At 67.0% G+C, this 22009-nt stretch carries 19 protein-coding genes; 11 read left to right on the plus strand and 8 right to left on the minus strand.

What is annotated here, in order from left to right; all coding sequences use genetic code 11:
• Positions 1 to 73: 73 nt before the first annotated feature.
• The gene (locus K6T84_RS01100) at positions 74 to 1189 is read left to right on the plus strand and encodes a DUF6542 domain-containing protein (RefSeq protein ID WP_225401619.1); all 1116 of its coding nucleotides are present in this window, start codon (positions 74 to 76) and stop codon (positions 1187 to 1189) included.
• On the opposite strand, the gene K6T84_RS01105 is transcribed toward K6T84_RS01100, so the two are convergent.
• Positions 1186 to 2208 (minus strand): 4-hydroxy-3-methylbut-2-enyl diphosphate reductase, encoded by a 1023-nt coding sequence (locus tag K6T84_RS01105; protein WP_224864827.1) that lies wholly within the window; start codon positions 2206 to 2208, stop codon positions 1186 to 1188. The genes K6T84_RS01100 and K6T84_RS01105 overlap by 4 nt on opposite strands.
• Before the next feature lie 97 nt (positions 2209 to 2305).
• On the opposite strand from K6T84_RS01105, the gene K6T84_RS01110 reads away from it, so the two are divergent.
• Genes K6T84_RS01110 through K6T84_RS01125 form a run of 4 tightly spaced genes read left to right on the plus strand, consistent with a single transcriptional unit; the run spans position 2306 to position 5522 of the window.
• Entirely contained in the window at positions 2306 to 2902 is a 597-nt protein-coding gene (locus K6T84_RS01110) for a lipid droplet-associated protein (protein ID WP_224864826.1), read from the plus strand.
• Positions 2899 to 4137 (plus strand): exodeoxyribonuclease VII large subunit, encoded by a 1239-nt coding sequence (xseA, locus tag K6T84_RS01115; protein ID WP_224864825.1) that lies wholly within the window; start codon positions 2899 to 2901, stop codon positions 4135 to 4137. The genes K6T84_RS01110 and xseA overlap by 4 nt, the downstream gene beginning before the upstream one ends.
• Complete coding sequence (locus tag K6T84_RS01120; protein WP_225401618.1) at positions 4127 to 4363, plus strand: exodeoxyribonuclease VII small subunit; 237 nt, start codon at positions 4127 to 4129, stop codon at positions 4361 to 4363. Before xseA ends, K6T84_RS01120 begins: the two co-directional genes overlap by 11 nt.
• A 49-nt stretch (positions 4364 to 4412) precedes the next feature.
• Positions 4413 to 5522 (plus strand): 3-beta-hydroxysteroid dehydrogenase, encoded by a 1110-nt coding sequence (locus K6T84_RS01125; protein WP_224864823.1) that lies wholly within the window; start codon positions 4413 to 4415, stop codon positions 5520 to 5522.
• 4 nt (positions 5523 to 5526) lie between these two features.
• On the opposite strand, the gene K6T84_RS01130 is transcribed toward K6T84_RS01125, so the two are convergent.
• From K6T84_RS01130 to K6T84_RS01150, 5 genes are all read right to left on the minus strand, one after another.
• The gene (locus K6T84_RS01130; protein WP_224864822.1) at positions 5527 to 5691 is read right to left on the minus strand and encodes a hypothetical protein; all 165 of its coding nucleotides are present in this window, start codon (positions 5689 to 5691) and stop codon (positions 5527 to 5529) included.
• Between the two features lie 388 nt (positions 5692 to 6079).
• Positions 6080 to 6589, minus strand: coding sequence for a hypothetical protein (locus tag K6T84_RS01135; protein ID WP_224864821.1), 510 nt, complete (start codon positions 6587 to 6589; stop codon positions 6080 to 6082).
• Between the two features lie 134 nt (positions 6590 to 6723).
• Positions 6724 to 9336 (minus strand): helix-turn-helix transcriptional regulator, encoded by a 2613-nt coding sequence (locus tag K6T84_RS01140; protein WP_225401616.1) that lies wholly within the window; start codon positions 9334 to 9336, stop codon positions 6724 to 6726.
• A 5-nt stretch (positions 9337 to 9341) separates the two neighbouring features.
• Positions 9342 to 12455 (minus strand): ATP-binding protein, encoded by a 3114-nt coding sequence (locus tag K6T84_RS01145; RefSeq protein ID WP_225401615.1) that lies wholly within the window; start codon positions 12453 to 12455, stop codon positions 9342 to 9344.
• Between the two features lie 143 nt (positions 12456 to 12598).
• The gene (locus K6T84_RS01150) at positions 12599 to 12877 is read right to left on the minus strand and encodes a DUF1876 domain-containing protein (protein WP_224864818.1); all 279 of its coding nucleotides are present in this window, start codon (positions 12875 to 12877) and stop codon (positions 12599 to 12601) included.
• Between the two features lie 63 nt (positions 12878 to 12940).
• On the opposite strand from K6T84_RS01150, the gene K6T84_RS01155 reads away from it, so the two are divergent.
• Positions 12941 to 13990 (plus strand): NAD-dependent epimerase/dehydratase family protein, encoded by a 1050-nt coding sequence (locus K6T84_RS01155; RefSeq protein ID WP_224864817.1) that lies wholly within the window; start codon positions 12941 to 12943, stop codon positions 13988 to 13990.
• Complete coding sequence (locus tag K6T84_RS01160; RefSeq protein ID WP_224864816.1) at positions 13987 to 15132, plus strand: AI-2E family transporter; 1146 nt, start codon at positions 13987 to 13989, stop codon at positions 15130 to 15132. The genes K6T84_RS01155 and K6T84_RS01160 overlap by 4 nt, the downstream gene beginning before the upstream one ends.
• A 9-nt stretch (positions 15133 to 15141) precedes the next feature.
• On the opposite strand, the gene K6T84_RS01165 is transcribed toward K6T84_RS01160, so the two are convergent.
• Positions 15142 to 15783: a DUF4245 domain-containing protein gene (locus tag K6T84_RS01165; RefSeq protein WP_224864815.1), complete on the minus strand. Its 642-nt coding sequence runs from the start codon at positions 15781 to 15783 to the stop codon at positions 15142 to 15144.
• A 64-nt stretch (positions 15784 to 15847) separates the two neighbouring features.
• On the opposite strand from K6T84_RS01165, the gene glpX reads away from it, so the two are divergent.
• From glpX to K6T84_RS01180, 3 genes are read left to right on the plus strand one after another with little or no spacing between them, the layout of a single operon-like run.
• On the plus strand, positions 15848 to 16879 hold the full coding sequence (gene glpX / locus K6T84_RS01170; protein ID WP_224864814.1) for a class II fructose-bisphosphatase: 1032 nt from the start codon (positions 15848 to 15850) through the stop codon (positions 16877 to 16879).
• 25 nt (positions 16880 to 16904) lie between these two features.
• The gene (locus K6T84_RS01175; protein WP_224864813.1) at positions 16905 to 18299 is read left to right on the plus strand and encodes a class II fumarate hydratase; all 1395 of its coding nucleotides are present in this window, start codon (positions 16905 to 16907) and stop codon (positions 18297 to 18299) included.
• Between the two features lie 10 nt (positions 18300 to 18309).
• Positions 18310 to 19662, plus strand: a complete 1353-nt coding sequence (locus tag K6T84_RS01180; protein WP_224864812.1) for an MFS transporter — start codon at positions 18310 to 18312, stop codon at positions 19660 to 19662.
• A gap of 186 nt (positions 19663 to 19848) precedes the next feature.
• Here K6T84_RS01180 and K6T84_RS01185 read toward each other — a convergent pair whose 3' ends face one another.
• A complete protein-coding gene (locus tag K6T84_RS01185) occupies positions 19849 to 21873 on the minus strand; it encodes an alkyl/aryl-sulfatase (RefSeq protein WP_224864810.1) in 2025 nt (674 codons plus the stop codon).
• Here K6T84_RS01185 and K6T84_RS01190 point away from each other — a divergent pair.
• Positions 21872 to 22006, plus strand: coding sequence for a hypothetical protein (locus K6T84_RS01190; RefSeq protein ID WP_255612437.1), 135 nt, complete (start codon positions 21872 to 21874; stop codon positions 22004 to 22006). The genes K6T84_RS01185 and K6T84_RS01190 overlap by 2 nt on opposite strands.
• The last annotated feature ends 3 nt before the right edge of the window (positions 22007 to 22009 follow it).

Genomic DNA, 22009 nt, shown 5'->3' on the forward strand with positions numbered 1-22009 from the left:
CGCAGCCCACGTCCGCCCGGTGATCCGGCAACGCCTTTCGGATTCAGACACCTCAAGCCGGTACCGTCAGTGTGTGGCAGCACAGCGTGGCAAGTCGGCGGTGGCGGCTGACCACCGTTCGATCCTGCCCAGCATGGCCGGTCTGCCCTGGTGGGGCGCGGTGATGGTGGCGGCGGTCGCCACCGCGATCGGGATCGCGTTCGACGGTGGATCGGGCAGCAAGGACCTGAGCGCCGTCTTCTCCACCCTGTATGTGATCGGTTGCCTCGCGGCGGTGCTCGTGGTGCGCCAGTCCGCGGTGTTCACCGCCGTCATCCAGCCGCCGCTGATCCTGTTCTGCGCCGTGCCGGGCGCCTACTGGCTGATCCACGGCGCCGGGTGGCCCGGCCTGAAGAACATCGCCATCAACTGCGGATACCCGCTGATCGAGCGATTCCCGCTGATGCTGTTCACCGCGGCCGTGGTCCTGCTGATCGGGATGGTCCGCTGGTATCTGGGGATGCTGGGGCACGCGTCGACGGCCGAGACCGAGGACACCAGCGCGCGCCGGGGCTCTGCCCTGGCCCAGCGGCTCAGCGCCATGCTCACCGCGGCGGTCAACCGCAAGCCCGCCCACGCCATCGAGCAACCCGGCTCGCGGACTCGCGCCGAACGCACCCGGCCCCGCACCGAACGAACCCGCACCGAACGCAGCACCGGTGACCGCCCCCGGCGGGCCACCCCGGAGGCGCGCCGCGCCGCCCGGGAACGCGCCGCGAACCGGACAACGGAGCGCCGGCGGGGCACCAACGGGTCGACGCCCACCCGGTCGCGGCACATCAAGCCTGCGATGGACGAGGTACGGGCCCCGGAGCGCCGCCGACGACCCGCACCCGACCTGCGCGACGAGCCGATGCCGCGCCGCCGGCGCAATGAGCCGGGCTGGCGTGATGACGCGCCGCGCCGGCGCGCCGAACCACCGCAGCGAGCCAACCGCGATGCGCGGGCCCGCAGCCACCGGCCGACCGAATCTCCCGAGTCGCTACCGCGCCGTCGTCCGGCCGCCGGCGCAGGCCGCAGCAACGGTGCGACCACCAGCCATCACCCGGTCTCCAACGTGCGTTACCGCGGCGAGCCCAGCACCCAGCCGCCGAGCCGCCCCCGCCGGCAGCGCGCCGAGGAAGCCGACTCCTGGGAGTACGACATCTAACGCCGGTCCGGACGGATCTCCCGTGGCAGCGCGAACACCAGCGTCTCGTTGGCGGTCGTCACCGGAAACACCGTGTCGTAGCCGTATTCGGCGAGCCGCTCCAGCACGCCGCGGACCAGGATCTCCGGCACTGACGCGCCCGAGGTGACTCCGACGGTCTGCACCTGGCCGGACGCCGGACTCAGCCAAGCCGGGTCGATGTCGGCGGCATAGTCGACCAGATGGGCCGCGTCGGCGCCGGCGCCCAGAGCCACCTCGACCAGCCGGTTGGAGTTCGATGAGTTCTTCGAACCGACGACGATCACCAGCTCGCATTCCGGTGCCATCGCCTTGACTGCGGTCTGGCGGTTCTGGGTGGCGTAGCAGATGTCGTCGCTGGGCGGATCCTGCAAGTTCGGGAACCGCTCGCGCAGCTTGACCACGGTCTGCATCGTCTCGTCGACGCTGAGCGTGGTCTGCGAGAGCCACACCACCTTGTTCTCGTCGCGCACCTTCACCGCGGCTACAGCATCCAAGCCGTCGACCAGCTGCACGTCGTCGGGGGCCTCACCGATGATCCCGATGACCTCCTCATGCCCGGCGTGGCCGATCAGCAGGATGTCGTAGCCGTCGCGGGCGAACCGCTTGGCCTCGTTGTGCACCTTGTTCACCAGCGGGCACGTCGCGTCGATCACCCGCAGGCCGCGGTCGGCGGCCAACTCGTGCACGCTCGGGGCCACGCCGTGCGCGGAGAACACCACCATGGCGCCCTCGGGCACCTCGTCGGCCTCGTGGACGAAGACCACGCCCTTGCTCGTCAGGGTGTCCACCACATGCTTGTTGTGCACGATCTCGTGCCGGACGTATACCGGCGCGCCGTGTTTCTCCAGGGCCCGCTCCACCGTCTCGACCGCCCGGTCGACGCCCGCGCAGTAGCCGCGCGGTTCGGCCAGCAGCACCCGCTTGCCGGTGTGGCCGGCGGCGGCCTGCGCACCAGAACTGGCTGAAGTGTTCGCGGTCTCCACATCGAGGGTCGGCATGGCACCCAGGGTACGGTCTGGCCGCCGAGAACCGCCAGCTCGCGCCGGTCACCGTCAATACTTGGAGATGACCCGCGGGTAAGGCAGGCTGGGGGCCATGTCTACTGCACCGTTCGGAGTCAGGCTTCTGGTAGGCGCGGCGACTGTCGCCGTCGAGGAGACCATCAAGCTGCCACAAACGATCCTGACCTACCCGATGACGCTGGCCAGCCAGGCCGCGCACGCGGTGATGCGCTGGCAGCAGGGCATCGCCGAACTGGTCAACAAGGGCGACAACACCCTGGAGTCGCTGTTCCCGCCCAAGGATGAGCAGCCCGAGTGGGCGACATTCGACGAAGACGAAGACGACGGGGTCGGTGGGGCCGATTCCGAGGCGTTCGACGACGACAATTCCGCACAACGCTCCGAGGGCCGCTTCGCCCTTTACTCGTTCAGTGAGGACGGCAACGACGGGTCTGCCCGGCCTCCGCAGACCGCCTCCCCGACCTCCAGCAAGACCTCGCAGGTCCCCACCCCCGACCTGGTGGACGAACTCGACTACGGCAACCTCACGCTGGCCCAGTTGCGGGCCCGGCTGGCCTCGCTGAGCACCGACGAGCTGGAGACGCTGCTCGACTACGAGGAGGCCACCAAGGCAAGGGCGCCGTTCCAGACGCTGCTGGCCAACAGGATCACCCGCGCCAACTCCAAGTGACCGCGCCGGCGCCGGGCAGCTCACCGGAGAGCCCTTTCCCGGTTCGCGCCGTCGCCACCCGGGTCAAGGGCTGGATCGACCGGCTCGGATCGGTGTGGGTCGAGGGCCAGCTGACCCAGATCAACCTGCGCCCCGGGGTGCGCACCGTGTTCATGGTGCTGCGTGATCCCGCCGCCGACATGTCGCTGACGGTCACCTGCACCCCCGAGATGGTGGCCGCCGCACCGGTCAAGCTCATCGAAGGCACCCAAGTGGTGGTCTGCGGGAAGCCCAACTTCTACACCGCCCGCGGAACGTTCTCGCTGCGGCTCAGCGAGATCCGGGCCGTCGGGATCGGCGAACTGCTGGCCCGCATCGAACGGCTGCGCAAGCTGCTGGACGCCGAGGGCCTGTTCGATCCGCGGCTGAAAAGGCCGCTCCCCTTCCTGCCCGCCACGATCGGCCTGATCACCGGCCGGGCCAGCGCCGCCGAGCATGACGTGACGTCGGTGGCCGGCGCGCGATGGCCGGCTGTGAACTTCGCGGTGCGCAACACCGCCGTGCAAGGGCCGACCGCGGTGGCCCAGATAGTCGAGGCGCTGCGCGAACTGGATGCCGACGCGGGCGTCGAGGTGATCGTGCTGGCCCGGGGCGGGGGCAGCGTGGAGGACCTGTTGCCGTTCTCCGACGAGACCCTGTGCCGGGCGATCGCGGCGTGCCGTACGCCGGTGGTGAGCGCCGTCGGTCACGAACCCGACAACCCGTTGTGCGATCTGGTGGCCGATCTGCGGGCCGCGACCCCCACCGATGCGGCCAAGCGCATCGTCCCGGACGCGGCCGCCGAGCAGGCGCTGGTGGACGACCTGCGCCGGCGCAGCGCCCAGGCGGTGCGCAACTGGGTGATCCGCGAGGACCGGGTGCTGACCCAGTTGCGCGGCCGCCCGGTGCTGGCCGACCCGCTGCGTGCCCTGACCGAGCGCGGGGACGAGGTGCGACGTGCCTTGTCCGCGGTGCGCCGCGACGTCATCCGGCTGATCGATGTGCAGACCGAACGAGTCGGGCACCTGTCGGCGCGGCTGGCTACCCTGGGCCCAGCCGCAACGCTGGCCCGCGGCTACGCCGTCGTGCAGACCGTCGGCGCCACGACGCAGGTGCTGCGGTCGGTCGAGGACGCACCGGCCGGAACCCAGCTGCGGATTCGGGTCACCGACGGCGCGATCACCGCTACCAGTGAAGGACCCAACGATGGCCATTGACGAGCCCACTTCGACGATGCCCATTAGCGAACTGGGCTACGAGCAGTGCCGCGACGAGCTCATCGACGTCGTGCAGCGGCTGGAACAGGGCGGCCTGGACCTCGACGCCTCGCTGGGCCTGTGGGAACGAGGCGAACAGCTGGCCAAGCGCTGCGAAGAGCATCTCGCCGGGGCTCGTCGCCGGGTGCAGGACGCGCTGTCCGCCGGTGACGACGACGCCGGCTGATCGTGACTTCAGCCCGAAGAACTGGAACACGTTCAGTTATGCTCGCCCGATGGGTGATCCAGCAGTGACTACTGAACTCGGTCGGGTATTGGTGACCGGTGGCTCCGGCTTCGTCGGAACCAATTTCGTCAAGACCCTGCTGGAACGCGGCTACCAGGTGCGCTCCTTCGACCGCGCGCCTTCGACGCTGCCCGCGCACCCGCAACTGGAGACCGTAGAGGGTGACATCTGCGACGCCGCCACGGTGGCCCAGGCCGTCGAGGGCATCGACACGGTGTTCCACACCGCGGCGATCATCGACCTGCAGGGCGGCGCGAAGGTCACCGATGAGATCCGCCGGCGCAGCTTCGCGGTCAACGTCGACGGCACGAAGAACCTGGTCCAGGCCGGACAGGCCGCCGGGGTGAAACGGTTCGTCTACACCGCCTCCAACAGCGTGGTGATGGGCGGCAAGGCCATCACGAACGGCGACGAGACCATGGCCTACACCACCAAGTACAACGACCTCTACACCGAGACCAAGGTCGTCGCCGAGAAGTTCGTGCTGGGCGAGAACGGTGTTGCGGGCATGCTGACCTGTGCGATCCGCCCGTCCGGGATCTGGGGCGACGGGGACCAGACCATGTTCCGCAAGCTGTTCGAAAGCGTGGTCGCCGGTCACGTCAAAGTCCTGATCGGCAGCAAGCGCGCCAAGCTCGACAACTCCTACGTGCACAACCTGATTCACGGTTTCATCCTGGCCGCCGAGCACCTGGCTCCCGGCGGCACGTCACCGGGTCAGGCCTACTTCATCAACGACGGTGAACCGATCAACATGTTCGAGTTCGCCCGGCCGGTCATGGAGGCCTGCGGCGAACACTGGCCGAAGATGCGGGTCTCCGGCCGCATGGTGCGCGACGTCATGGTGGCGTGGCAGTGGCTGCATTTCCGGTTCGGCTTGCCCGAGCCGCTGCTGGAACCCGGTGCGGTGGAACGGCTTTACCTGAACAACTACTTCTCGATCGCCAAGGCGCAGCGCGACCTGGGCTACCAGCCGCTGTTCACCACCGCGCAGGCGACGGCCGACTGCATTCCCTACTACGTCAGGCTGTTCGCACAGGTCAAGGCCGAAGCCCATCCGCACCTTGCGACCGTGATCGCCGAGCCGCACCCGGAGTAGCCGGTCACAACCGACCCATCTCCCGGGCCATGGCGGAGTCTCCGAGGATGTCGTTGAGCTGCGGTGGGTAGTGATGCGGCGGGTGCCACGAGTGCGCGGTCGACATCACCTCGTCGGCATGGTGCGAAAACATCGCGTGCACGGCGGCAGCCAGGTGCGCAGAGACCATATGCGGCAAGGGCATAACTGAGACGGACATCATCTGTCTCCTTCCGTGAAGGTGTTACCGACAAATCGTCACGCCTGGGCGGAACGTCGAACCCAGTGGCGAGCCACTGCAATTTGCCCTGCCCAGCCGGATGGTATTGCAGTAGTTCCCACCGATTGCAGTCCGCGTTGCGCTTCTCCGCGTGGCCTCATGGGTTCCCCTGGCCTTCCGCCCAGCGGGCCACCACTTGATGCACTTCCTCGTCCGACCCCCTGCCCATGCGTGGCCGGTCGCGTGCGGAGCGATCCTCATCAGCACGCCGCCAGGGCCGTCGAAGTCTGCGGTACTCATCGTCGCTCTTCTGTCTGCGTCTGGGCCGAGGCGATGATCGTGAAGTCGATCGTGACGGCTATATCCCGAAGTCAGGGACCAGGTTTGAAAGGTCGAGGTCCGGGATGCCGACATCCGGAACGGAGAGGTCGAAGTCCGGCACGGCGGTCGCCAGTGCGCTGGCGGCGTCGTCGGGGAAGATGTCGAAGCCGAAAAGATTTGCGACCCAATCAATAGCGTCTAGCAGCCAGCCAAACGGGTTGGTGAAAAGCGACGCGATGAGTTGAGCAAGCGCCGCGACTCCCGCTATCAGCCCACCGAGGGCCAAGTCCTGGTCCTCGGCAGGTACACCCAAACCGTTCAAGTAGTCGTAGTATTCGTCCGGCACGCCGGCAAGCGCCGTACCGGGGTCCGCGCCGGTCAGTGCATCGACGACAGCACCCACGTCGCTGACCATCAGGTCTCCAGCGGACGACAGCGCAACCGCGGGCGACAAGACGGTCGGTGGTACCGACGCAGGGATCGCGACGAGGCAGGCGCCGATCACCGCCACCGCCATCGGGACGGAGGAACAAGACGTTGTGTTCATGATCATCTCCTGTCATCACGAAAAACGCCGGTTGGCGTACCAGGGATCGTCACCGATATCCGGTGGGCGAGCCTCAGTAGTGGGCTACTGCAATCTCGCCCGGTTTCAACGACAGCACTACTGAGCGGGAGACTTCACGTCCGGCGCCGAGGCCGCAAGGCGGCGAGTTCGTCACGGCTGGAGGTCCCGGTCTTCAGCATGGCCCGGTAGATGTGGCTCTCGACGGTGCGGACCGAAAGCGCCAGGCGCTCGGCGACAGCGCGGTTCGACAGGCCCTCCCCGATCAGCATCATGATCTCGGACTCCCGATCGGTCAGCGGTAAGGGCTCCGCGGCTTGGCGAAGTGCCGGCGTGTCAGCACCTCCGCATTGTTCGGACAGCGCCGAGGCGCGCGCCGCGCATCCCAGCGCGGTTCCTCGCAAGTCCTGACGACGAAACGTCAGCGCAGCCTGGGCGCTGGAATCGATGGCGGCCACGAGGTCGCCGATGCGCTCGAAATCCTCTGAAACCGAGACCAACTCCGCGCCATCGCCCTCGCGGAGTGCGGCGGCGAACCGAGCGACGATACCAACGCGTGGCCCCTCGACGATCGCTTCGAGCTCACGCAACCGCGATCCACCCGAACGGTCCCCGAACTGCGTCGCGGTCTGCAGGCAGAATACTTCGGCAGCGAACTGCCCAGTGGCCCCGGCGCGTTCAGCTGCCGACAATACGACGCTGATCGCCTCGCTGACAGCGCCCTGTCCGGCGGCCACCCAGGCCTGCGCCAGACTCCGCTCATAGTCGAGCGACCGGAATGGACGCTTCAGTCCGGTGAGCACGTCCAGCCCCTCAGCAGCCTCACCGACGGAACCACGCATCGCCAGCGCAGTAATGCGCGGAATCAGATAGCGGTATCCCCAGCCGGTGAGGTGGCCGCTGTCGGAGAAGCTCACCCCAGCCTGGTCCAGCAGGAAACAGGCGGCATCGATACGGCCGGCGCCCAGCGCGGCTCGTCCAGCAACCGCACCGCCGAGCGACTGTGCTACGCCCGGCAGTTCGGCCGCCTGACGACGCACCCGCTCGGCCACCTCAACGGCCTCGGTTATCTGTCCAGCCAGCAGCAGCGCGCTGACGTGCGCGTCCGCGATATTGAACATCATGTGCGGGGCATCCAACGAGCGCGCCGCCACGGTATACCCCGCATCCGCCACCGCCAAGGCTTCGGCCGTGCGTCCCGCATCGGCGGCGATAACCGTGCGCACCCAGGCGATCTCGGCGCCGACGACCGCAGGCAGGTCGTCCAGGGCAAGATTCTCAGCGGCTCGCCTGGCCGCATCCAACTGGTCCGTCGCAAACCAGTACACCGCCAGAAATGCGTCAACATAGTCGCGCGCCGGTGCCGATACCGAGCATGCGGCATCGTCGATGATCTGCCTGGCACGAGCGGGCTCGCCAAGACCCCAGAGCATGTTGCTGGCCCGCAGAAAAGCCAGCCTGGCGTGGTCGACATCGGTCAGGTCCGCTGTTCCGACCTCAGCCAGTACCGCATCGGCCTCCTCGCCACGGCCCAGCCACGACAGTGCATGTGCCCGAATGAAACTCGAATCCGGTCCGGCTCCGGCACGGATGGCCGCCCGACCGAGGCGGTCGGCCAGCACCAGATCCGCCAGCCAGACCGCACCGTGAGCAGCCCTGGCGAACAGGTCGGCGTCGGGCGCGAGATCCGACTCAAAACTCAACGCCGCACGACGCACCAGCGCGGCGATGTCGTCGCGGTCTTCGGATCCCGCGAGTTCTACGGCAACCAACCCACGCAACCGTCGTAGCCGGGTGGGCGCCGCCCGTCTACGCCGGACCTCCCCGTACAGCGGATGCGCAACCCGCACCTGCGTACCGCCGTCGGCGGGGTCGAGAGTTATCAGGCCGCGAGTGTCAGCCTGTTCCACCGCCACCGGATCGGTAATCCGCATCAGAGCCGCCAGTTCTATCGGCTCTCCGACGGCCAGCACATCGAGTACATCGCTGACCGGCCCCGGCAGAGAGCCGATACGGGATTCGATGAGCTCGGTGAGGCTGGGCGGGATGATCGGATCCCCGATCCAGCGCCAGGACCCGCCTCGTTGCACGATTCTGCCGTCGGCGATCTCGTGTTCGACGATGTTGCGTAGATACAGCACGTTGCCACGGGTCAACTTCCACAGTCGTCGAACCGCGTCGGTATCCACCGGGCCGGCCAGGGCCGCCGACATCAGCTCGGAGGTCTCATCAAGTGACAGCGTCTGCAAATCGAGTCGCTCAAACCGTCCCGCTCGCCAAATCTCATGTGCCGCAGCCGGTACATCCTGGTCATCACGGACAGTGAGAATCACCTTCGCCAAGCCGCGTTGGACGATCTGGTTCACCACGAACGCCGACAAGTCATCGATCAGATGCACGTCGTCCACACCGAGCATCGCGGTGCCCGACGGCGCGAACGTCAGAGATTCGATCACCCCTTGCAGCAGCGCAGTGGTGTCGGTGACCCCCGCCGGCGCCCAGGTTGCGAAAGCGCCGAGCGGAACGCTGCGCGCCGAGGAGGTGCAGACCGCCCATCGCGCGTCGTAGCCCTGCGATTCGGCGGCCGCCAGCACATCACGCACGATCCGGCTCTTTCCCACCCCCGCCGCACCCCAAACGACGGCCCCGGAGACATCCGCGGCAGAGAGGGCCGTTTGGAGCGTTCGCATCTCCTCGGAGCGTCCAATCAGGGGCCACGGCAAGCTCATTCCGCTCACATCATCGCCTCCGCCATCGCCAGATGTCGGGCGTATCCGCACACCTCTGCCTTGGCACGGTAACGATTCACGTACTCGCGGTAGGCAGCCGTGTCACTGCGAGCCCTTGCCAGCAGCGCCCTGCCGTAGAGCAACCATGCTTCATGCAGACCCAACTCGGCGACGTTCACCGTCACCGCGAATTCGTCCAATATGGCTTCGGCCTCTTGACGGTCACCGCCCGCGTCACGATCAAGCAGCAATTGCACAAGGCGGATCGCCGCCGGCACGTACCAGATGACAACGCCACTTTCGAACAGCGCCCGAACCACCTCACGCAACAGACCGATCGCACCGTCGAGATCACCCGTTTGCACCTTCTGCAAGGCGATCTGAGTGTCCGCCACCTGCGCGAGGCTGGCGATGAATCGCTGATTCAGCGAGGCTTCTCGAGCCAGCGCCAGCAGTTCCAATCCTTGGACCTGGTCCGGACCGTTGCCGTAGGCGAGAACCAGGCCGCGGGCCAGGCGAGCGGCAGCCAAGGCGAATTCGTCACCTGAGTGCTCCGCCACCTCCAGGATGTCCACACTGTCTTGCGTGACCTCATCGGGCCGGATCGCCCCCTGGGGGATCAGCAGGCATTGGAACATCACCGTGATGGCGCGAGTCGTCGGGTCGAATGCGCGGGCCATCACGACAGCCTCAGCTAGGTCGTCGCCCCACCCCGGACGTCCGAGCAACATGCCGAACACGCCCCGGACCGCGATCGCTGCTGTCAGCGGTGAGCCGAGCAGTAGGTTGCCCTTCTCCGGATCGCCGTCAGCCAAGTCGATGAGGCGCTGCGCCAGCCGGAAACCCGTTGCCGCGTCGCCGGGTTCGAGCTTGGCCCAGAGCGCGGCAAACAACAGTCCAACCGACAGATCGGGGTCACCGATGGATTCAAGCAATTCCACGAATTGCGCGGTAAGCAGCAGGACTTCCTGGTAGCGAGAATGAAATACCATCGTGGTCAGCAGGCCGGCCATCCCGACAGCCAGTGACACCTGGTCCCCGGAGGCTGTACAGAGCTCACGCAGTTCGCCGAAACCGGTATCTTCGACATTCCCGCCGACTCGCCAGACACTGCCGCACAACAGGGTTCGTGGGAAGATCCGCATCGAAGAGCGGTCGGGATGGTTGATCGGCAACCGGTCGGCGACGGTGCGGGCACGTTCCCAACTGACACGCGCAGCACGGATGTCGCGGTGTTGCGACCATGCCCCGGCACGCATGTGCCAGCCGAAAGCGTCGGGTAGGTCCTCAGCGGCCTCAAGATGCTCGGCGATCATCGCCGCGTTCTCATCGAGCGCATCGAATTGCTGCTCGATTGCGGTAGCAAGCCGCCTATGCAGCATGGCTCGCTGCGATTTCAGCTGTGATTCATAGGCCACGATCCGGACCAGCGGGTGATGGAACGCATATTCGGCTTGGGCGGTGAACCCCACCTGATCAATGAACTCCGCGTCGAGCAACGGCGCGATCTGTGCCTCGCCATCGAGCAATGCCAACTGCTCGGCGTCGAACCGCAGCCCGATCACCGCAGCGGCATGCAAAGTCCGTTTGACCGCCGGGTCAAGCCGATCGATGCGGGAGGCGATGGTGGCCTGCACCGTTGCCGGGACGACGAGCTCGGCATCGTCGACCGCACAGGCGTAGCGACCGCGAGACCCGGTCAGCACACCCCGCTCGGCCAGATCGCGCACCATCTCCTCGACGAAAAGCGGATTGCCGGCGGCCCGCTCCGCGACCTGCCCACACAGCGCCGCCACCGAGGGACGGGAGCCGATCAGTTCGCCAGCAAGCATGGCCGTCTGCGACGCGCTGAGCGGCCCGAGGTTGATCGTCTGCGAGCTCACTTTCCGAGTCAGCGCGCCACAATATTCGGGCCGGTAGGTGATCAACACCAGTGATGGGGTTTGCCGGGCCACGCCCAGCAGATCCGCCAGCAACACATCGCTGACCTCATCGATCCAATGCGCATCCTCTACGACATAGACCGCCGGTGTGGTGCGCGCCAGCCAGATCGCTTCGACCAACCGCGTCACCCGGCGCCGCCGGGCGTCGGCGTCAATGGCGGGCAACTCGACCCCGCTCTCGCGGATACCGAGCAGATCCTGCAGCAATAGCAGGTCCTCCGGATCCGCATCGCGCGCGCGCTCCTCGACTCGCTTGCGAGCCGGTTCGTCGTCGAGACCGTCTATCCCAAGTACGTTGCGCAGCAGCGAAGTCGCCGTGTAGAACGGGACCTCGCGCGCGTGGGACTCGCAGTAGGCGGCGAACACCTCGGCCCCGCGGCTCCGCGCCACAGCACTGACCTCGCGGACGATCCGACTTTTACCGATGCCGGGCGGCCCGACCACCCCCACTACGCAACCGGTCCCTGCGATCGATTCCTCCAGGATGCCCCGTAGCGCACCCATCTCCCAGGCCCGTCCCACCAGCGTCGAATCCTGCCTCGGCACATGCCGGCGCTCCGGCGACACCGCCAGAAGTCGACACACGGACACCTGCGCACCAGCACCCTTGAACTGGACTACCACCGGCTCGCCCAGTACGGCGACGTCTTCGACCAAGCGGACGGTCGATTGGCTGAGTACCACTCCGCCCGGCGGCGCCACCGACTCCATTCGTTGCGCCAACCCGACCTGGTCGCCGATCGCGGTGTAGCTAAACGGATCGGATCCGAGGTCACCGGCGACCACCTGGCCGGAGTTCAGCCCCACCCGAAGCTCCAGGCTGACGCCGTCGGCGCGAGCCACTTCCGCCGCCAGCTGTTGTGCCTGCTGCTGGATGTCCAGTGCCGCCAGGCATGCCCGTAACGCGTGGTCCTCCAAAGCCACCGGTACACCGAACACCGCCATAACGGCATCGCCGATGAACTTCTCCACCACCCCGTCGTAGCGCCGCACCACCGCAGCACAGCGGCCGAAGAGCGCGCCCATGATCTCGCGCAACCGCTCCGCACCGACCGCCGCAGCCAGGTCCATCGAATGCACCACATCGGCGAACAACACCGTCACCTGCTTGAACTCGGCCGGTGTTGTGGCAACCGCGATCGGCGAACCGCAGGAGTGGCAGAACTGCGCGTTCACCAGTAGATCCGTGCCGCACTTACGGCACGAAGTTGACGTGCTCATCCCGACGCCACCGATCAGCGAACCTGTCCGATCGGCAAAGAATAGGCTTCTCCGCCGCTACCAGCGAGTCTTATGCCGGATTCGGGCGTTCACCCTCCTCAGCGGTACAGATGCACCGGATGGTGGGTGGACTGCTCGATCTGCATAGAGGCGGTCTCCAGCAACGCGGTGCCCAGGGCGATCAACCCCCGGGCCGCGGCGATCTCCTCGCCGACCATCGGCTGACGGGCATCCTTGGGGTGCCGATAGGCGTCACCCCGCGTGATCATGGTTTCCCCGGTGCCGAAATCCGCGCACACTGTCGCCCGTGTGTGGGTCTCGTCCTCACCGAACTCAATGTCGACATGCCAGTTGGGGTCCAGCTTTGCGTCATACATCGCAATCACCTCCGTAGTGTCTAGGGTGCTCCGCGAAATGCTCGCTGTCACGAAGGAGGTGCCGTGGACACGGTGCTGGTCACCGGCGCGTTCGGGCTAGTGGGATCGGCGACGGTCAGGCGACTGGCGGCCGACGGGCGCTCCGTAGTCGCGACCGATCTCGACACCCCCGCCAACCGCAAAGCCGCGGCCGATCTGCCGGCAGCGGTACAGGTCCACTACGCCGACCTCACCGACGCGGCGGCCGTCGACGACCTGGTCAGCAGCATCAAACCGGCGGCGATCATTCACCTGGCCGCGGTGATCCCGCCGTTCATCTACATGCACCGCGAGCTGGCACGCAAGGTCAACGTCGAGGCTACCGGGCATCTACTGGCCGCGGCAGCTCACCAGCCGGAGCCGCCCCGGTTCGTGCAGGCCTCCAGCATCGCGGTGTACGGGTCGCGAAATCCCCACACCGTCTCGGGCGTGCTGACCGCCGACACCCCGACCAATCCCGCCGATATCTACGGCGACCACAAAGTGCAGGCGGAACAACTGGTGCGCGCCTCGCCGCTGGACTGGGTGATCCTGCGGCTGGGCGGGGTGATGACCCCCGAGCCGGGCTCCTACATGAAGCTCGACAATCTGTACTTCGAGCAACTGCTCCCCTCCGACGGCAGGCTGCAGACCGTCGATGTCCGCGACGTCGCATGCGCGTTCGTCGCGGCCACCACCGCGCCCGTCGTCGGGGAGACCCTGCTGATCGGCGGCGACGACACCCACCGCCAGATCCAGTGCGGCGTCGCGCCGGCCATGGCCGCCGCGATGGGCTTGGTCAACGGCCTGCCCGTCGGGCTACCCGGTAATCCCGACCGCGACGACGACTGGTTCAACACCGACTGGATGGATTCCCGCCGCGCCCAGGACGCGCTGGGCTTCCAGCACCACTCCTGGCCGGACCTCCTGGCGGAAACGGCTGCCAAAGCCGGTGCGAAACGGTACCTGCTGCAGGTGATCGCACCGCTGGCCAAAGTCGTCCTGCGGATGCGAACCCCCTACTACCGCAGCGGCAAGAAGTTCGCCGATCCGTGGCGAACCATCGCCGACAAGTGGGGCGATCCACGCCCGTGAACTCCGACTTCACCCCCACCCAACGCCGCGCCCTGGCGGTCTTCACCGTGATCGCGCTGGCGTTCGGCGCCTTCTTCCTGCGCGGCTATTTCGTGCTGATCGTGGTAGCCGCGGTGGGCGCCTACCTGTTCACTCCGTTGTTCCGCGCCCTGGAGCGGCGGATGCCCACCGGTCTGGCGGCCACCGGCACGCTGTTGGCCGCACTGGTCGCCGTGATCGTCCCGGTCGGCCTGTCGATCTTTCTGGCCGTCGCTCAGATCACCCGCACAGCCGGCGACGTGGCGCAGTGGGTGCAGGCCACCGACCCCACCACACTGGGCGACAAGGCGCTGAAATTCGCCAACGGCCTGCTGGCACGGATTCCGTTCGTGCATGTCGAGCTGACCATGGACTGGGTGCGCGAGGCGATGGTCAATGTGGCGCAGAAGGGCGGGGAGCTGCTGTTGCACGTGCTGCAGGGTGCCGTCGGCGGGGCGGTGGGCGCAATCACCTCGGCGATCATCTTCTTGTACGTGTTCCTCGCACTGCTGACCAACCGCGAGGAACTGCAGACCCTGATCCGCCGGCTCAACCCATTGGGCGCCGAGGTCACCGACCTGTACCTGGCCAAGATGGGTTCGATGGTGCGCGGAACCGTCGGCGGGCAGTTCGTCATCGCGTTCTGCCAAGGCGTCGCCGGGGCCGCCTCGATCTATATCGCCGGGTTCCACCAGGCGTTCTTCGTCTTCGCGATCCTGCTGACCGCGCTGTCGATCATCCCGCTCGGGGGCGGCATCGTGACCATCCCGTTCGGCATCGGCATGGCACTGTTCGGCAACGTCGCCGGCGGGGTGTTCGTGGTGGCGTTCCACCTGATCGTGGTGACCAACATCGACAATTTCCTGCGCCCGATCCTGGTGCCGCGCGACGCCCGGCTCAATTCCGCGCTGATGCTGCTGGCCGTCTTCGCCGGGATCGGCATGTTCGGGTTCTGGGGCGTCGTGATCGGCCCGGTGCTGATGATCATCATCGTGACCACCATCGACGTCTACCTGGCGGTGTATCACGGTGTGCCGCTGGACAGCCCCGACGAGGAGCCCGAAGGGTCCGGGGCGCCCAAGCCGCGCCGGTGGAGCGGACTGCGGCGGGTGTTCTCGCGCTGACGCGTAGCCCTATCGCTGCGCCGGTAGCGGCGCCTGCGACTGCACGGCCGCGGCCAGCACCCGGAAATCATCGGCACTGGCCGCGCCGGTGATCGCCAGCTGCGTCGCCCCGGCCTTCGAGGTCAGGCGGGTTGTCCACACCTGCTTGCCGTCCCCCTCGTAGGCCACCCAGCGGGTGCCGTCGACGTCCTGGGCCCCGGTCGGATGCAGTCCGGGCTGAATGGACGCCACCAACGGAACCTCGTCGGCGTTGCTCTGGGTCAGGCTCACATACATCCCGTTCGGGCTGATGTAGCCCACCCGCGAGGTGACCGCCCGCAGCCGCTGGCCGGTCTCGTCAGCGCGCCCGTCGGTGATGCTTCCGCGGCCCCCGGAGTTGGGCTGCCAGCCCTCGGGCAGGTCGGGCTTGCGCACCGGGAACCCGAACGTCTGCGCGTCGGCGTTCAGGGCGGCGACGGCGTCGTAGGACGGCACCGGCCCGGCCTCCATCCGTCCCGGGCGAAACGAGCAGGTCCCGGCGATACCGGCCAGCACGATGCAGGCCACGACCACCGGCGCGATCGACCAGAACATGTCCCGCCCGTCCTGCAGCAGGCGCGGTTTGGCGGGCCTCGGGGCGGGAGGGGGCGTCGGCGGGGGCTCTGCGGTCACGCTGCCAGTATCCCAGCTCAGTGGTGCTGATCCGGCTCTGGGAGAATCAGCAACCGTGACTGCCATGACGGGACCCCCTCGACGCGAAGCTCCAGACCGCAACCTGGCCTTGGAGCTGGTGCGGGTCACCGAGGCCGGTGCCATGGCATCCGGCCGCTGGGTGGGCCGCGGCGACAAGGAGGGCGGCGACGGCGCCGCCGTCGACGCGATGCGTGAACTGGTGAACTCCGTGTCGATGCGCGGCGTGGTGGTGATCGGCGAGGGCGAGAAGGACCATGCGCCGATGCTCTACAACGGTGAAGAAGTCGGCAACGGCGACGGCCCGGACTGCGACTTCGCCGTCGATCCGGTCGATGGCACCACCCTGATGAGCAAGGGCATGCCCAACGCCATCTCGGTGCTGGCGGTGGCCGAGCGCGGCGCGATGTTCGACCCGTCGGCGGTGTTCTACATGAACAAGATCGCCGTCGGCCCCGAAGCCGCGGACGTGCTGGACATCACCAAGCCGATCGCGGACAACATCGCCGCGGTCGCCAAGGTCAAGGGCCTGACCGCCCGTGACATGACGGTGTGCATCCTGGACCGGCCGCGGCACGCGCAGCTGATCGCCGACGCACGCGCCACCGGGGCGCGAATCCGGCTGATCACCGACGGCGACGTGGCCGGCGCCATCTCGGCCTGTCGGCCCGACTCGGGCACCGACATGCTCGCCGGGATCGGCGGAACCCCGGAGGGCATCATCGCCGCCGCTGCGATCCGCTGTATGGGCGGGGCGATCCAGGCCCAACTGGCGCCTACCGATGACGCCGAGCGGCAGAAAGCCATCGACGCCGGCTACGACCTGGACGCGGTGCTGACCACCGAGGATCTGGTCTCCGGTGAGAACGTCTTCTTCTGCGCCACCGGTGTCACCGACGGCGACCTGCTCAAGGGGGTGCGCTACTACCCCGGCGGCTGCACCACCCAGTCGATCGTGATGCGTTCCAAGTCCGGCACCGTCCGGATGATCGAGGCCTACCACCGGCTGTCGAAGCTCAACGAGTACTCGGCCGTCGACTTCACCGGCGACTCCCACGCCGCCTATCCCCTGCCCTGACCGTCTACCCGAGGACTGCATAGCAATGAGCGAGATCGAATACCGCATCGAACACGACACCATGGGCGAGGTCCGGGTGCCGGTGAATGCGTTGTGGCGCGCCCAGACCCAGCGCGCGGTGGAGAACTTCCCGATCTCCGGGCGTGGCCTGGAGCGCACCCAGATCCGGGCACTGGGCCTGCTCAAGAGCGCCTGCGCGCAGGTGAACGCCGACCTGGGCCTGCTCGCCCCGGAGAAGGCCGCCGCCATCAAGGCCGCCGCCGCCGAGATCGCCGACGGTAAGCACGACGACCAGTTCCCCATCGACGTGTTCCAGACCGGCTCGGGCACCAGCTCGAACATGAACACCAACGAGGTGATCGCCTCGATCGCCGCCGCCAACGGGGTGACGGTACACCCCAATGACGACGTGAACATGTCGCAGTCGTCCAACGACACCTTCCCGACCGCCACCCACATCGCGGCCACCGAAGCCGCTGTGCGCCACCTGATTCCGTCGCTGCAGGTGCTGCATGAGGCGCTGGCCGCCAAGGCTGTCGAATGGCGCACCGTGGTGAAGTCGGGCCGCACCCACCTGATGGACGCCGTGCCGGTGACGCTGGGCCAGGAATTCTCCGGCTACGCCCGCCAGATCGAGGCCGGCATAGAACGAGTGCGCGGGTGCCTTCCCCGCCTGGGTGAACTGGCGATCGGCGGCACCGCCGTCGGCACCGGCCTGAACGCCCCGGATGGCTTCGGCGCCAAGGTGGTTGAGGTGCTGGTCGCCGAGACCGGGATTACCGAGCTGCGGACCGCGGCGAACTCGTTCGAGGCCCAGGCCGCGCGTGACGGCCTGGTCGAGGCGTCCGGTGCGCTGCGCACCATCGCGGTGTCGCTGACCAAGATCGCCAACGACGTCCGTTGGATGGGCTCGGGTCCGCTGACCGGGCTGGCCGAGATTCAGCTGCCGGACCTGCAGCCGGGCAGTTCGATCATGCCGGGCAAGGTCAATCCCGTTCTGCCCGAGGCGGTCACCCAGGTGGCGGCACAGGTTATCGGCAACGACGCGGCGATCGCCTGGGGCGGCGGCAACGGTGCCTTCGAGCTCAACGTCTACATCCCGATGATGGCCCGCAACATGCTGGAGTCCTTCACGCTGCTGAGCAACGTCTCGCGACTGTTCGCCGAGCGCTGCATCGTCGGACTGGTCGCCAACACCGAGCACCTGCGGGAGCTGGCCGAGTCCAGCCCGTCGATCGTGACGCCGCTGAACTCCGCGATCGGCTACGAGGAGGCCGCCGCGGTGGCCAAGCAAGCCCTCAAGGAGCGTAAGACCATTCGCCAGACCGTGATCGACCGCGGCCTGATCGGCGACAAGCTGTCCGAGGCCGAGCTGGACAAGCGCCTCGACGTGCTGGCGATGGCCAAGGTGAAGGACTGAGCCGCAACCGATGAACGCCGAACCCGCTGCGTCTGCGGCGGGCACCTCGGCGATCGCGAAGGTGTCGCGGCGCCTGATCCCGTTCCTGGGGCTGCTCTACTTCGTCAACTACCTCGACCGTGTCAACATCGGCTTCGCCGGGCCCAACGGGATGAACGCCGAGCTCGGCATGACAGCGACGACGTTCGGGTTCGCCTCGGGGATCTTCTTCTTCGGTTACCTGCTGCTGGAGATACCGTCCAACATCGCACTGCACCGCTTCGGCGGCCGGCGCTGGCTGGCCCGCATCATGTTGACCTGGGGAATCGTCAGCACCGCAATCGCTTTCGTTCCGAACGCGCCGACGCTGGTGGCGCTGCGGTTCCTGTTGGGGGTGGCCGAGGCCGGATTCTTCCCGGGCATCATCTTGTACCTGACGTTCTGGTTCCCGCAGCGGCAGCGGTCGCAGGCCGTGTCGCTGTTCATGGTGGCGGTGCCGGTGTCGACGGCAGTCGGCTCCACCCTGTCGTCACTGGTGATCGACTGGGGCCAAGGCATATTCGGGCTGTCCGGCTGGCGGGTGATGTTTGTGGCCGAGGGGCTGCCGGCTGTTGCGCTGGCATTCGCCTGCTGGTTCTACCTGACCGACCGTCCGGCACAGGCGCATTGGCTCAATGACAGCGAACGCCAATGGCTCCAGAGCACCTTGGCCGACGAGCAGGCGGCAGCCGATGGGCATTGGCCGCTGAGCAAGGCGCTGTCTCACCCCAGAATGCTGGCGCTGGCGTTCGTCTACTTCGGAATCGTCTACGGGCTCTACGCCGTCGGGTTCTTCCTGCCGACCATCGTCGCCGGGTTCCAGCAGCAGTACGGCCTACACCTGAGCGTCATCGGGCGCGGCCTGGTGACCGCGATTCCCTGGGCCGTAGCGGCGGTGGTCATGGTGCCCTGGGCGCGCCACGCCGACCGGACCGGCGAACGCGTCTGGCATGTGGCGATCCCGGCGATCGTCGGCGGCGTGTCTATCCCAGCGGCGTTGTACCTGGCCAATCCGTACCTGGCGATGGTCGCGATCACGCTGTCCACGTGCGCGATCATGTGCGCCATGCCGGTCTTCTGGGCGCTGCCGTCGACGTTCCTCACCGGAACAGCGGCGGCCGGCGGCATCGCCCTGATCAACTCCCTGGGCAACATCAGCGGCTTCGGCGGGCCCTACGTCACGGGCTGGCTGGCCGATCTGACCGGCAGCAACAAGGCCGGACTCTGGGTGGTCGGGGCGCTGTCCCTGGCCGCCGCGGGCGTGGTGGTCCTACTCGACATTCAGAAGGGCGGCGGGTCGTCGGGATCGATCTCGTGTGGCACGGTGGGGCACCAGGGGTCGTGATGGGCGGCGCGGTGGACCCAACGCCAGATTCAGGCGTTAACGACCCAGCTGTTCACCCTGACCACCACCAAGGCCGGCCCCGCCGCTGAACCCCAAATCAACAAGCGCGCACGTCTACGTGAGGCAACGAACCGTGCTACGCGCGCATCTTGACATGAGGCAACTTGACGACAGACTCCCCCGGGATCAGGGCGTGACGATGTTGAACCAGAACGGGAAGGTGTCCAGCAGCCCCATGAACTCGTCGAAGGCGCCCCGATTGCCGTCGATGGTGATCTTCTTGGTCGCGATGGCCTCATCCAGGCTGACGTTCTTGAGCTCGATGTCGTCGAGGGTTGCCTTGGTCAAGGTGAGGTCGGCGTCGGCGCCGGCCACCGGCTCGGGCGCGTAGTTCAGCACACCGTTCTCGACCGTCAGTCCGTATTCGGATTTCAGATCGGTGAACTTCATGTTGAGGGTGATCTTCTTGCCCGCCGCCTTCGGCCCGTTGAGGCGCACCGCGAGATAGTCGAACAACTTCTCCGGCGGCATGGCCCGGATGGTGTCCGGGCTGACGGTATCGGTGGCGGCGACGTCCGGCACTCCGTTGCGCAGTTCGTACGCCCCCTGCAGGTACTCCGCACGCCACGGGCCGGACTCGGCCTGGTAGCCGAGTTGCTCATAGCAGTCGGCCAGCAGGTTCTTGCCGGCGACGCTGTCCGGGTTGGCGAAGACGACGTGCTTGAGCACCATTGCGGCCCAACGGTAATTGCCGGAGTCGATATCGCCCTTGACCCTCTTCAACACCGCGTTCTCGCCACCCATGTACTCGATGTATTTGGTGGCGGCGTCGGCCGGTGGCAGGTCGTCCAGGTCCGAGGGATTGCCGTCATACCAGCCCATGTAGCGCTGATACACCGCACGGGAATTGTGCCTGAGCGTGCCGTAGTAGCCGCGGCCCGGCCAGAAGTCGTTCAGTTCGGGGGGCAGTGAGATCTCTTCGGCGATCTCCGAGCCGATCAGGCCCTGGTTCATCAACCGCACCGACTGGTCGTGGGTGTATTTGTACAGATCGCGCTGACGCTTGAAGTAGTCGATGATCTTGGCGTTGCCCCACATCGGCCAGTGGTGGCTCTGGAACTTCACCTCGGTCTGCGCGCCGTAGAGCCGGATGGTCTCGTCGATGAATGCCGCCCAGATCAGCGGGTTGCGCACCTGCGCGCCGCGCAGCGTGAGCAGGTTGTGCATGGTGTTGGTGGTGTTCTCCGCCATCCACATCGCTTTGAACTGCGGGAAGAACGTGTTCATCTCGGTGGGCGCCTCGGTGCCGGGCGTCATCTGGAACACCATCTCGACACCGTCGACGGTCAGTTTCGTTCCGGTCGTGGAGACGATGTCGGTCGGAATGACCAAGGTCGGCTTTCCGGTCGAGATCGTCTGCCCCAGACCGGCGTTCACCCCGCCAGCGGGATCACGGGGCAGCAGGGCACCGTACATGTAGACCGCGCGTCGCGACATCGCGTTGCCGGCGATCACGTTCTCGTCGACGACGTCCTCGACGAAGTTCACCGGCGCGATGACCTTGACCTTGCCGGAGTCGACGTCCTGCTGGGCGATGATCCCGCGCACCCCGCCGTAGTGGTCGGTGTGGGAGTGGCTGTGTACGACGGCGACGATGGGCTTCTCCCCGAGATGCTGATTCACCAGATCCAGCGCGGCCTTGGCCGTCTCGGGCGAGATCAGCGTGTCGAACACGATCCAGCCGGTGTCACCCTGGATGAAGGTGATGTTCGACAGGTCGTAGCCGCGCACCTGGTAGATGCGGTCGACGACCTTGAACAGGCCGTAGTTCATGCACAGCTGCGCGTTGCGCCACAGGCTGGGGTTGACGGTATCGGGTGCCGGCTTGTCGTCGGCGATGAACTTCTTGTAGCTCTCCAGATCCCAGACGACCTTGCCGTCGGCGTCGGTGATGGTCAGGGTGTCGGGACGGGCGACGAGATTGCGCTGGGCATCCTCGAAGTCGCCGCGGTCGTTGAACGGCAGCGAATCGCGCACCTTGTTGTTGGCGGCCTTGGTCGCCTCCGTCGCCGGCTTGACCTTGTTGTCGGTAGTTATCGAGCCACCGACTTGGTTGCCCTCACACGCCGACGTCAGCGCGGAGGCGGCCGCGGCGGTAACGCCGACGGCAGCAAATCGACCGAGAATTGCACGCCTGGTGAAATCAGTCATGCATGCAGATTCTGTCACGCTTCGTCGTCTGGGCGGCCGATATCCGTCGCGCGCGATAGACGACGACTTCCACCTACTGCGGGCGGCGGCGGGTGCCGGCGAGATCGAGGTCGCCGACGATCCCGCTCGATGAGCG

Origin of the sequence: Mycobacterium zoologicum (assembly GCF_020181635.2) — a bacterium.
Lineage (GTDB): Bacteria > Actinomycetota > Actinomycetes > Mycobacteriales > Mycobacteriaceae > Mycobacterium > Mycobacterium zoologicum.